The organism is Nocardioides sp. B129/18 (assembly GCF_055282735.1).
This window is the reverse complement of record NZ_JBUZJI010000023.1, coordinates 16,696-28,290: the sequence shown is the minus strand read 5'-3', so window position 1 is coordinate 28,290 and position 11,595 is coordinate 16,696. Positions and strand designations below refer to the sequence as shown.

Annotated in this window: 13 protein-coding genes; 11 read left to right on the top strand and 2 right to left on the bottom strand. The window is 74.9% G+C overall.

Translation table 11 applies throughout. The annotated features are described in order from the left end of the window. Positions 1-46 precede the first annotated feature (46 nt). Genes rsmA through ACZDWJ_RS15330 form a run of 4 tightly spaced genes read left to right on the top strand, consistent with a single transcriptional unit; the run spans position 47 to position 4,591 of the window. Positions 47-931 carry a 16S rRNA (adenine(1518)-N(6)/adenine(1519)-N(6))-dimethyltransferase RsmA gene (gene rsmA / locus ACZDWJ_RS15345; RefSeq protein WP_463522203.1) on the top strand — a complete coding sequence of 295 codons (885 nt, stop codon included), beginning with the start codon at positions 47-49 and terminating at the stop codon, positions 929-931. Next, entirely contained in the window at positions 928-1,884 is a 957-nt protein-coding gene (locus ACZDWJ_RS15340) for a 4-(cytidine 5'-diphospho)-2-C-methyl-D-erythritol kinase (RefSeq protein ID WP_463522201.1), read from the top strand. Before rsmA ends, ACZDWJ_RS15340 begins: the two co-directional genes overlap by 4 nt. A 10-nt stretch (positions 1,885-1,894) precedes the next feature. After that, on the top strand, positions 1,895-3,706 hold the full coding sequence (locus ACZDWJ_RS15335) for an ABC-F family ATP-binding cassette domain-containing protein (protein ID WP_463522199.1): 1,812 nt from the start codon (positions 1,895-1,897) through the stop codon (positions 3,704-3,706). A gap of 57 nt (positions 3,707-3,763) precedes the next feature. Next, positions 3,764-4,591: a patatin-like phospholipase family protein gene (locus ACZDWJ_RS15330; RefSeq protein ID WP_463522197.1), complete on the top strand. Its 828-nt coding sequence runs from the start codon at positions 3,764-3,766 to the stop codon at positions 4,589-4,591. Between the two features lie 107 nt (positions 4,592-4,698). On the opposite strand, the gene ACZDWJ_RS15325 is transcribed toward ACZDWJ_RS15330, so the two are convergent. Next, positions 4,699-5,190: a MarR family winged helix-turn-helix transcriptional regulator gene (locus ACZDWJ_RS15325; protein WP_463522195.1), complete on the bottom strand. Its 492-nt coding sequence runs from the start codon at positions 5,188-5,190 to the stop codon at positions 4,699-4,701. An 84-nt stretch (positions 5,191-5,274) separates the two neighbouring features. On the opposite strand from ACZDWJ_RS15325, the gene ACZDWJ_RS15320 reads away from it, so the two are divergent. From ACZDWJ_RS15320 to ACZDWJ_RS15295, 6 genes are all read left to right on the top strand, one after another. Continuing rightward, complete coding sequence (locus ACZDWJ_RS15320) at positions 5,275-6,213, top strand: alpha/beta fold hydrolase (protein WP_463522193.1); 939 nt, start codon at positions 5,275-5,277, stop codon at positions 6,211-6,213. 49 nt (positions 6,214-6,262) lie between these two features. Further along, positions 6,263-6,703 carry a hypothetical protein gene (locus ACZDWJ_RS15315; RefSeq protein ID WP_463522191.1) on the top strand — a complete coding sequence of 147 codons (441 nt, stop codon included), beginning with the start codon at positions 6,263-6,265 and terminating at the stop codon, positions 6,701-6,703. Between the two features lie 294 nt (positions 6,704-6,997). Beyond that, a complete protein-coding gene (locus ACZDWJ_RS15310; RefSeq protein WP_463522189.1) occupies positions 6,998-7,264 on the top strand; it encodes a metal-sensitive transcriptional regulator in 267 nt (88 codons plus the stop codon). Between the two features lie 66 nt (positions 7,265-7,330). Next, a complete protein-coding gene (locus tag ACZDWJ_RS15305; protein WP_463522187.1) occupies positions 7,331-7,834 on the top strand; it encodes a hotdog fold domain-containing protein in 504 nt (167 codons plus the stop codon). Positions 7,835-8,021: 187 nt separating this feature from the next. Beyond that, positions 8,022-8,627 (top strand): lipocalin family protein, encoded by a 606-nt coding sequence (locus tag ACZDWJ_RS15300; RefSeq protein ID WP_463522185.1) that lies wholly within the window; start codon positions 8,022-8,024, stop codon positions 8,625-8,627. A 76-nt stretch (positions 8,628-8,703) separates the two neighbouring features. Beyond that, positions 8,704-9,489, top strand: coding sequence for an alpha/beta fold hydrolase (locus ACZDWJ_RS15295; protein WP_463522183.1), 786 nt, complete (start codon positions 8,704-8,706; stop codon positions 9,487-9,489). Position 9,490: 1 nt separating this feature from the next. Here the strand turns inward: ACZDWJ_RS15295 and ACZDWJ_RS15290 are convergent, their stop codons facing one another. Continuing rightward, positions 9,491-9,967, bottom strand: a complete 477-nt coding sequence (locus ACZDWJ_RS15290) for a hypothetical protein (protein WP_463522181.1) — start codon at positions 9,965-9,967, stop codon at positions 9,491-9,493. Between the two features lie 121 nt (positions 9,968-10,088). On the opposite strand from ACZDWJ_RS15290, the gene miaB reads away from it, so the two are divergent. Then, entirely contained in the window at positions 10,089-11,588 is a 1,500-nt protein-coding gene (miaB, locus tag ACZDWJ_RS15285) for a tRNA (N6-isopentenyl adenosine(37)-C2)-methylthiotransferase MiaB (protein WP_463522179.1), read from the top strand. The last annotated feature ends 7 nt before the right edge of the window (positions 11,589-11,595 follow it).

Here is an 11,595-nt window from a genome sequence, read left to right as displayed (position 1 = left end):
GTCCCCGGCCGGAGCCGTCTCTCCGCGCGCCACTAGGCTGGAGCCCATGTCCGATCCCGCCGGCCCGCGTCTGCTCGGGCCCGCGGAGGTGCGGGCCCTGGCCGCCGAGCTCGACCTGCGTCCCACCAAGCAGCGCGGCCAGAACTTCGTCATCGACGCCAACACGGTGCGCCGCATCGTGCGGGAGTCCGGCGTCGGCGCCGACGACGTCGTCGTCGAGGTCGGCCCGGGCCTGGGCTCGCTGACCCTCGCGCTGCTCGAGGTCGTCGGACGCGTCACCGCCGTCGAGATCGACGACGTCCTCGCCGCGCGGCTGCCGCGCACCATCGCCGAGCTCGCTCCCGCGCAGGCCGACCGGTTCGAGGTGGTCCTCGCCGACGCCCTGCGCGTCGCGGAGCTGCCCGGGCCCGCGCCCACCGCGCTGGTGGCCAACCTGCCCTACAACGTCTCGGTGCCGGTGCTGCTGCACCTCCTCGAGCTGCTGCCCTCCCTCGAGCGCGGCCTGGTGATGGTGCAGGCCGAGGTCGCCGACCGGCTGGCCGCGCGCCCCGGCTCCAAGGCCTACGGCGTCCCGTCGGTGAAGGCCGCCTGGTACGCCGACGTCCGCCGCGCCGGAGCCATCGGCCGCAACGTCTTCTGGCCTGCGCCCAACGTCGACTCCGGCCTCGTGGCCTGGACCCGCCGCGAGCCGCCCACCGGCGCCGTCCCGCGCGCCCACGTCTTCGCCGTCGTCGACGCCGCCTTCGCCCAGCGCCGCAAGGGCCTGCGCGGCGCGCTGCGCACCCTCTTCCCCGGCGAGCAGGTCGACGCCGCCCTCGCCGCCGCCGACGTCGCGCCGCTCACCCGCGGCGAGGCGCTCGGGCTCGCGGAGTTCGTGCGGATCGCCGAGGCCCTGCCCGTCGCCGGCCTCCCGACGGGGGCCGACGCGTGAGGGCCGAGACCCCGGGCGTCGGCGTCACCGTCCGCGCGCCGGCCAAGATCAACCTGCACCTCGGCGTCGGCGCGCTGCGTCCCGACGGCTTCCACCCGCTGGTCACCGTCTACCAGGCGGTGGGCCTCTACGACGACGTCACCGTCGTCGACGCCGGCCCCGGCGAGGGCTGGAGCCTGCACGCCACCGCCGACGACCGCATCGAGCTGGCCGAGGTGCCGCTCGACGAGACCAACCTGGCGCTGCGGGCCGCGCGCCTGCTCGCCGACCACCACGGCCTGCCCGCCGACCGCGCCGCGCGGATCTCGATCCACAAGGGCATCCCGGTGGCCGGGGGACTGGCCGGCGGGTCCGCCGACGCCGCGGCCACCCTCGTCGCGCTCGACCGGCTCTGGGACCTGCGCACCACCGACGACGACCTCCTCGCCCTGGCCGCCCGCCTGGGCTCCGACGTCCCGTTCGCGCTGCTCGGCGGCACCGCGCTGGGCACCGGCCGCGGCGAGGTCGTCGAGCCGATCGTCGACGTCGGCTCCTGGTGGTGGATCGTCGTCGAGGACGACGAGGGCCTCTCGACGCCGTCGGTCTACCGCCGCTTCGACGAGCTGGTGGCCGCGGGTGCTGCCGACGCACCCGACCTCGAACCCGGCGTCCCGGCCGCGCTGGCCGCGGCGCTGGCCTCCGGTGAGGTCGCCGCCCTGGCCGCCGCGCTCCACAACGACCTCGCCGCTCCCGCGCTCGACCTGCGCCCCGACCTGCGCGCCACCTTCGAGCACGGCCTCGAGGCCGGCGCCCGGGCCGCGCTGCTCTCGGGCTCGGGCCCCACCGTCCTGCTGCTGTGCGACTCGATGGCCCACGCCCACGAGGTGCACGCCGCCCTGACCACCCGCGGCCACGTCCGCGCCACCGCCGTGCCCGCCGCCGTCGCGGGCACGCACGTGGTCACCTACCAGTGAGGCGCGCCTGATGGCCACCCCCGTGAACCTCGTCAACCTCGAGCGCGTCTCGAAGTCCTACGGCGTGCGTCCGCTGCTCGCCGAGGTCTCCCTCGGCATCGGCGCGGGCGACCGCGTGGGCATCGTCGGACGCAACGGCGACGGCAAGACCACCCTGCTCGAGGTGATGACCGGCCTCGAGGAGCCCGACACCGGACGCGTCTCGCGCCAGCGCGGGCTGCTCATCGGCTACCTGCACCAGGGCGACGAGCTCGTCGACTCCCACACCGTGCGCGAGGCCGTGCTCGCCGGCCGCTCCGACCACGAGTGGGCCGCCGACGTGCGCACCCGCGAGGTCGTCGAGGTGCTGCTGGCCGGCGTCGCGCTCGACCGCTCGGTGGTGGGCCTCTCCGGCGGCGAGCGGCGCCGGTGCGCGCTGGCCGCGCTGCTGCTCGGCGACCACGACCTCGTCGTCCTCGACGAGCCCACCAACCACCTCGACGTCGAGGCCGTCGCGTGGCTGGCCGAGCACCTGCGCTCGCGCACGTTCGCGCTCATCGTCGTCACCCACGACCGGTGGTTCCTCGACGCCGTGTGCCAGTGGACCTGGGAGGTCCACGACGGCCAGGTCGACGTCTACGAGGGCGGCTACGCCGCGTTCGTGCTCTCCAAGGCCGAGCGCCAGCGCCAGGCCGCGGCGTCCGAGACCCGCCGGCAGAACCTCGTCCGCAAGGAGCTGGCCTGGCTGCGTCGCGGCGCCCCGGCGCGCACCTCGAAGCCGAAGTTCCGCATCGACGCCGCCACCCAGCTCATCGAGGACGTCCCGCCGCCGCGCGACCGACTCGAGCTGCAGCGCTTCGCCACCCAGCGGCTGGGCAAGGACGTCCTCGACGTCGAGGACGCCGACCTCCTGCGCGGCGAGCGGCGCCTGCTGCACCACGCCACCTGGCGCATCGGGCCGGGCGACCGCATCGGCATCGTCGGCGTCAACGGCGCGGGCAAGACCTCCGTGCTCTCCCTGCTCTCCGGCGATCTCGCGCCGTCCGCCGGCCGGGTGCGCCGCGGCCGCACCGTCGACCTGCGCCATCTGACCCAGCAGCTCGACGACGTCGACACCGACCTGCGGGTGCTGCCCAGCGTGGAGTCGATCCGCCGGGTCACCCGCACCGCCGACGGCGGCGAGCTCACCGCCACCTCGATGCTCGAGCGGTTCGGCTTCACCGGCGACCGCCTCACCGCCCGCATCGGCGACCTCTCCGGCGGCGAGCGCCGACGCCTGCAGCTGCTGCGGATCCTGCTGGAGGAGCCCAACGTCCTGCTCCTCGACGAGCCCACCAACGACCTCGACATCGAGACCCTCACCGTCCTGGAGGACTTCCTCGACTCCTGGCCCGGCACGCTCATCGTCGTCTCCCACGACCGCTACTTCCTCGAGCGCGTCACCGACTCCATCTGGGCGCTGCTCGGCGACGGCCAGATCTCGATGCTGCCCCGCGGCGTCGACGAGTACCTCGAGCGGCGGCTGCCGAACCCGCCGGGCGGTGCTCCTGCGCCCGTCGTCGCTGCTGCCGCTGTCGCCCCCGCCGCCCCCGCCGCCCCCGCCGGCTCGGCCAAGGCCGGGGCCGGCAGCGCCGAGGAGCGCGCCGCCCGCAAGACCCTCGCCCGCCTCGACCGCCAGCTCGAGCGCCTCGCCGAGCGCCAGGCCGCCCTCGACGTCGAGATGGCCGCCGCCGCCCAGGACTACGCCCGCCTAGCCACCCTCGCCGAGCAGCTGCAGGAGATCGCCGCCGAGCGCGAGGAGCTGGAGATGGAGTGGCTCGAGGCCGCCGAGGTGCTGGAGTAGCCGCCCGCCCGCCCGCGTTACCCGCAGGTCGGCCCTCGTCCGGCCGATGAGGACGGCATGACCCCACGCGACGTGCTCGTCCTCTCCGGCGGTGCCGCGCGCGGCGCCGTGCAGGTGGGCATGCTCGACGTGCTGCTCTCCTACGGCGTGCGCCCCGCGGCCTACGTCGGCACCTCCGTCGGCGCGCTCAACGCCGTGTTCCTCGCCGGGCATCCCGGGTACGCCGGGGTCGCGCAGCTCGCCGAGCGCTGGCGCGGGATCCGCACCACCGACGTCTTCCCGGGACGGGTGTGGAACCGGGTGGGCCACGTCGTGCGTCACCCCACCTCGCTGTTCCCGACGACCGGCCTCGAGCGGCTGGTGCACGGCTGGTGCGGCGTCGAGCGCCTCGAGGACCTGCCGGTGCCGGTGCGCGTCGCCACCACCCGCCTGGAGAGCGACTCCGCCGGCTACCACGCCGCGTACCACGACTCCGGCGACCTGCTCCGGACGCTGCTGGCCTCCACCGCGCTGCCCGGTATCTTCGAGCCGGTGACCCTGCCCGAGCCCGACGGCACGACCACCACCCACGTCGACGGCGGCATCGCCGACCTCGTGCCCGTCGCCGGCGCCCTCGGCCTCGCGCCCGACCGAGTCTTCGTGCTCGACGCCAGCGTCCCGGCGATCCGTCGTCGCGCCCGCACCCCCCTCGACGTGCTGCTCACCAGCCTGGCCGTCTCGATGCGGGTGCGCCCGGAGGTCGTGTTCGGCCCCGGCGTCGAGGTGGTGCACCTGACCGCCCCGGACCTCGGCGTCCGGATGAACGACTTCTCGCTCACCGAGGAGCACCTGCGGCTCGGACGCACCTGCGCCGAGGCCGTGCTCGGGGCCCGTCAGGTGGCCTGAGCGAGCGCACCTGGCACGCGAAGTGTGCACTTGGCACGGGACATATCCCGTGCCAACCGCACGATTACCCGGTCAGCCGGGTAATCGGGGCCGCCCGGTCTGGGCGCCTACCCCTCGCCGAACGGCACCAGCAACCCCCGGAGGAGCGCAGCCAGACGCTGGCGGTCCTCGGCGGAGGTGTCGGCGAGCAGCTCGCGCTCGGCGGCGAGCAGGGCGGTGAAGGCGGCGTCGACGGCGTCCTTGCCCTCGGGCGTGAGCCGGACGATGACGCCGCGACGGTCGTCGGGGTCGGGGTAGCGCTCGACGAGGCCGCGGGCGACGAGCCGGTCGACGCGGTTGGTCATCGTCCCGGAGGTCACGAGGGTCTCGCGCAGCAGGCGTCCGGGGGAGAGCTCGTAGGGGTCGCCCGCGCGGCGCAGCGCGGCGAGGACGTCGAACTCCCAGGACTCGATGTCGTGGGCGGTGAACGCCTCGCGGCGGGCGAGGTCGAGGTGGCGCGCCAGGCGCGAGATGCGGCTGAAGACCTCGACGGGGTCGAGGTCGAGGTCCGGACGCGCGCGCGCCCAGGCCTCCACCAGGCTGTCGACCTCGTCCCGCATGCCGCCATCGTACGGGCCCGGCGACCTCCGTCGAGAATCTTGACGTCAAGATGCCTGGGGGCGACCCGCCGCTAGGGTCCGCGGGTGACCCCCGAGCCCGGCCGCCTCGAGCTGCCCCTCCCGCACGTCACCCTGCGTGCGCTCACCTGGGGCGACGTCGACGACCACGCCCGTCCGCTCGCCGTCCTCCTCCACGGCTTCCCCGACACCCCGCACACCTGGCGCCACCTCGGGCCCGTGCTCGCCGCCGCCGGCTACCGCGTCGTCGCCCCCGCCACCCGCGGCTACGGTCCCAGCGACGTGCCCGCCGACGGCGCGTTCCACATCGCCGCCCTGGTGGCCGACGCCGTCGCGGTCCACGCCGCGGTCGGCGGTGACGACCGCGCCGTCGTCGTCGGCCACGACTGGGGCGCCCTCACCGTGCACGGCCTGATCGGCGACGACGCCTCGCCGTTCGCCCGCGCCGTCGCGATGGCCGTCCCGCCGCTGTCCGCGATGAGCCACCTCCGCCCCGATCCGCTGGGCTGGCTCGGCGGCGTCGCCCGTCAGGTCCGGCGCAGCTGGTACATCGGCTTCAACCAGCTGCCCGTCCTGCCCGAGCGCCGCTTCGAGCGGCTCGTGGCCGGCCTGTGGCGGGCGTGGTCGCCGGGCCTGGACGCCACCGACGACCTCGCCCACCTCGCCGCCGCGCTGCCCACCCGCGCCCACCGCTCGGCGGTCCTCGGCTACTACCGCGCGTTGCCGCGCTCCTTCGCCGTCCCGGCGGCCTACCGAGCCCACGCCCGCTCCTGGCTCGAGTCCTCGCGGCGTCCGCTGCTCACCCTGCATGGCCGCGACGACGGCTGCCTGGGCGTCGACCTCGCCGAGCGCGCCGCCACGCACCTGCCGCCGCACGCGCGCGCCGTCGTGGTCGACGACGCCGGCCACTTCCTCCACCTGGAGCGTCCCGACGTCGTCGCGGCGCTCGTCCTGGAGCATCTCGGCGCGGACGGCTCCGCGGACCGGCCCGGCGCGGCAGGATGAGCCCGGGGGTGCGACGACGACGTCGCACCGCAGGAGCCAGGGGGTGCCCATGAGCCGGTTCGGACGCCGGGACGGCGAGGCCGCCAGCGACGCCGGGAGCGCCGCCGAGGAGCCCGAGCGCCCCGGGCTGCTCGACGACCCCGGCATCCCCGAGGACGTTCAGCGCATGGTCCGCGCCCGCGGCAGCGCCGCGCGTCCCTACCCCCACCTGGTGCGCAACCGCGGACGTCGTCCGCTGCTGCTGCTCGCGGCCCTGCCCGAGGCGCTCGTGCACGTCGAGTTCGTCCAGGTCGAGGGCCGTGCGGGGGAGCGGCCCGCGGACTACTCCGTCGACTTCGTGCCCTGGCCGATGCTGGAGTCGGTGCGGGTCAACGGTCCCACCATCCGCTTCGCCTGGGCCGGCCGCGCGATCGTCACCGAGATGACCAGCCACGCCGAGGCCCTGCAGATGGCGCGCAGCTTCCTGGGCCAGTCCCGCGAGGGTCTCTAGGACTCCCGGCGGCTCCCGGCGGCTCTCGGGTCCGCCTGAGGCCCGGCCGGGCCCCGTCGTCCGGCGTCCGCCACTCGCCCTGGGGGGTGAGCGTGCCGCCAGGCGCGACGCGCCGGATCCGCGATTCCCTTGCGAAGCGCATGCTCGGCGGGGGATCCTCGCCAGCAGTGACCGCGATCGGTCGTCCTCGGGGCTCGGGGCCCGGATGGTCGTCTCGCGGCTCGCCTCCCCCGCCCGCCTGCGGTCCGCCGGCCCACCCCCCGCCGTCGGTCCGTCGCACCCGAAGGACCCGTCGTGAGCAGCGAGCTTCCCCCCGAGATCGTCCCGGTCGCCAACCGCATCAAGCGCGCCCAGGGCCAGCTGGCCGGCGTCCTGCGCATGGTCGAGGAGGCCCGGGAGCCGGAGGACGTCGTCAACCAGCTGCGGGCCGTCGTCCGCGCCCTCGACCGCGCCGCCCTCGCGCTCGTCGCCGCGCAGATGCGCGCGCGCCTGGCCGACCCCGAGGGCCTGGACGCCGACGAGATCGCCGCCCTCGAGCGCCTCCTGCTCTCGGTGGCCTGAGCTCCGGGGAGAGGTCGGCGACTCCCGGCGTTGACCACAGAAGTTACCCACGAGTAATCTGACGCCATGAGTCAGGTCCTCTCCCTGTGGCGCACCACGACCACCCTCCCGGTGGTCGGCGCGAGCGTCGGCAAGCGCGTCTTCTCCCTCGCCTTCTCCCAGAAGGCCCCGTACTTCGCGACGATCCGGCCGCGCTTCACCGTGGTGGAGCCCAACCGGGCCGAGCTCGTGATCCCCAAGCGCCGCGGCGTGCACAACCACCTCGGCACCGTGCACGCGATCGCGCTGTGCAACGGCCTCGAGGCCGCCATGGGCGCGCTCGCGGAGGTCACCATCCCCAGCGACAAGCGCTGGATCCCCAAGGGGATGGAGGTGTCCTACACCGCCAAGGCCACCAGCGACATCACCTGCATCGCCGAGACCGACGCCGCCCAGTGGACCGGCGACGACCCCGACGTCCCCGTCCGCGTCAAGGGCGTCCGTGACGACGGCACCGTGGTCATCGAGGGCGTCATCCGGCTGTGGGTCACCCCGAAGCCCGCGAGGACCCCGACCGCCGCGCAGGCCTGACCAGTCCCGACGTCCGCCCCGACGTCCCCCCGGCGCCCCCGCTCGATCCTCCCGATCGTGCGGGGGCGTCGACGCGTCCGGAGCCGATCCGGCCCCGCCCACCCCTTCGGATCCCTCCGGACGCCCGCAGGCCCCGAACGATGGTCAGAAGGTTCCATCTCGGAAAGGTCTTGAGCTCATGTCCCGCATGCGTCCCCGTCTCGCCGCCGCCGCGGCCGTCCTCGCCACGCTCGCCGCCGGCCTCGTGGCCGTCGGCGGCGCTCCCGCGCAGGCCGCCACCACCGCCGAGCCGCTCCAGCCGGTGTCCTCGGTCGACCTCAGCCGCTACGTCGGCCGCTGGGAGCAGGTCGCCGCGATCCCGCAGATCTACCAGGCCCAGTGCTCGCGCAACTCCCGCGCCGTCTACACCGCGGTCGACGCCGACACCATCAGCGTCGTCAACACCTGCCGCACCCCGCTCGGCTTCGACAGCTCGGTCAAGGGCCGCGCCGACGTCCTCGACCCGGCCACCAACGCCCAGCTGCGCGTGAAGTTCGACTTCATCCCCAGCTTCGGCGACACCTCCAAGCCGAACTACGTCATCACCTACCTGGCGCCCGACTACTCCTTCGCGATCGTCGGCGACCCCGACCGCCAGTCCGGCTTCGTCCTCTCCCGCACCCCCCAGCTCCAGGGCATCACCTGGCACCAGGTGCGCGAGATCGTCGAGGCCCGCGGCTACGACTCCTGCCGCTTTGCCGTCACCCCGGTCGTCGGCGGCCGCCAGGACCGCGCCCGCCTCTGCACCCTCTGACGCACCACGCCGTCACGACGCGCGGCCGGCTCCCCTGGAGGGGAATCGGCCGCGCGTCGTCGCGGTTCTGGGTCGCATGACCACTCGGGACGGCCTGGCCCGCGCCACCGACGGCGCCCACCTCTGGCACGAGGTGCTCGAGCCGTCCTCCGGCGGCCAGGCTCCCGCCGTCGTCCTGCTGCCCGGGCTCGGCGCCGACCACACCGTCTGGGACGCCGTCCTCGCGTCGCTGGCCGGATTCCGCGTCGTTCGGCTCCAGCACCGCGGCATCGGCGAGTCCTCCCCGGCGCCCGAGGGCTGGACGACCCGCGACACCGCCGGCGACGTCATCGCCGTGCTCGACCACCTCGGTCTCGAGCGGGTCGCCGTCTACGGGCACTCGCTCGGGGGACGCATCGCCCAGTGGGTCGCCGCCGATCACCCCGACCGCGTCACGCGCCTGGTGCTCGGCGCCTCGACCGTCGGCGACGCCCACGGCGTCCCGCGCCCGGCCGCGGCCACCGCCGCGTTCGCCTCCGGCGACCTGCGCGCCGCCCTCGAGCTCTCCTACGCCCCGGCCCACCTCGTGGCGCACCCCGAGATCGCCGACCGCGCCGTGCCCGCCGCCCACGACGACGCCGCCTTCGCCCGCCAGATGGCGATGAGCTCGGCCCACGACGGCGCCGACGCCCTCCCGCGCATCACCGCGCCGACGCTCGTCGTCCACGGCACCGACGACGGCGTCACCGACGCCCGCAACGCCGAGATCCTCCGCGCCGGCATCGCCGACTCCTCGCTGCTGCTGCTCAGCGGGCTGCGGCACCAGTACTTCGAGGAGTCGCCCGCCGCGAACGCGATGATCGCGGCGTTCCTCTCGGCCTGACTCAGCCGGTGCCCTCGGTGTCGAGCCGCCACGGGGCGTCGGGTGCGGTGCGCACCAGCTCGAAGCCCCACGTCGTCGGCCCCTCGGGCATCGAGCCGTCGCCGTGGAAGGGGCGCCAGTCGAGGTCGAAGGTGGCCGCGACCCCCGCCCCGAGGGCGTCCGCGCCGACCGGCGCGGTGCCCCGCACGTCGACGTCGCTCAGCCCGGCGAGGTCCTCGCACCACGACGATGCGCTCGCCCGCAGGCGATCGGTGGTCAGCGCCCGCGCGGTGTCGCAGTCGTGGGCGTCGAGCGCCTGCAGGTAGGCCGCGACGACCTGCTCCGGCGCGGCGTCGTCGGCCGGCATCGGCACGTCGGCCTGCTGCCGCGGCGGCAGCAGCGTCCAGGCCAGCACCCCGCCGACGACGAGCGCAAGGACGCCCAGTGCCATCAGCAGCGCGCGCGGACGCCCGGGTCGTGGTGAGCTCGCTCGCGCCATCTGATCCTCCTCGCCGGTGGTGGCCGTGGGACGCCCGTCGTCGGGCGTCGGTTGCCGTGGGGAGCAGTCTCTCGTGCTGGGTTCTGCGATGAGCGCTGCCCGCTCGTACCCTTGACGGGCCATGACGACCGACGCCAGCACCATGCAGCCCCGCACCTACGAGGTCCGCACCTACGGGTGCCAGATGAACGTCCACGACTCCGAGCGTCTCGGCGGTCTGCTGGAGGACGCGGGCTACGCGAAGGCGGCGACGGGGGAGCAGGCCGACGTCGTCGTGTTCAACACCTGCGCGGTGCGCGAGAACGCCGACAACAAGCTCTACGGCAACCTCGGCCACCTGGCGCCGGTGAAGGCCGCGCACCCGGGCATGCAGATCGCCGTCGGCGGCTGCCTGGCGCAGAAGGACCGCGCGACGATCACCGAGCGGGCGCCGTGGGTCGACGTCGTGTTCGGCACCCACAACATCGGCTCGCTGCCGGTGCTGCTGGAGCGTGCGCGGGTGGCCGAGGAGGCGCAGGTCGAGATCCTGGAGTCCCTCGAGGTCTTCCCGAGCACCCTGCCGACGCGCCGGGAGTCGGCGTACGCGGCGTGGGTGAGCGTCAGCGTCGGGTGCAACAACACCTGCACCTTCTGCATCGTCCCGAGCCTGCGGGGCAAGGAGAAGGACCGGCGTCCCGGTGAGATCCTCGCCGAGATCGAGGCGCTGGTGGCCGAGGGCGTCAGCGAGGTGACGCTGCTGGGTCAGAACGTCAACGCCTACGGCGTCGAGTTCGGCGACCGGCAGGCCTTCTCCAAGCTCCTGCGCGCCTGCGGCGACATCGAGGGCCTCGAGCGGGTGCGGTTCACCAGCCCGCACCCTGCGGAGTTCACCGACGACGTCATCGAGGCGATGGCCGCGACGCCGAACGTCATGCCCAGCCTGCACATGCCGCTGCAGTCCGGCTCCGACCGCGTGCTGAAGGCGATGCGCCGCAGCTACCGCGCCGAGCGCTACCTCGGGATCATCGAGCGGGTGCGCGCGGCCATCCCGCACGCCGCGATCACCACCGACATCATCGTCGGCTTCCCCGGAGAGACCGAGGAGGACTTCGCCGAGACGCTGCGCGTCGTCGAGGCGTCCCGGTTCTCCAGCGCCTTCACCTTCCAGTACTCCAAGCGTCCCGGCACCCCGGCCGCCGACCTGCCCGACCAGATCGACCCCGCCGTCGTGAAGGACCGCTACGGCCGGCTCGTCGAGCTCGTGAACGCGATCGCGTGGGAGGAGAACAAGGCGCTGGTCGGCCGCACCGTCGAGGTGATGATCGCCGAGGGGGAGGGCAAGAAGGACGCCGAGACCGCGCGCCTCTCCGGCCGCGCCCCCGACAACCGCCTGGTCCACCTCGCCGTGCCCGAGGGCCTCGACGCCCCCGTGCGTCCCGGCGACGTCGTCACCGCGGAGATCACCTACGCCGCCCCGCACCACCTCGTCGCCGACCGCGTCCACGGCGTGCGCCGCACTCGCTCGGGCGACGCCTGGGCCGCGCGCACCGCTGCTCCGGCCGGCTCGACGGCGTCCGTGGGGCTGGGGATGCCGACCGTCGGCGTCCCCGCGCCGCTGCCGCCCGCCCCCGCCTGCGGCTGACGTCGCA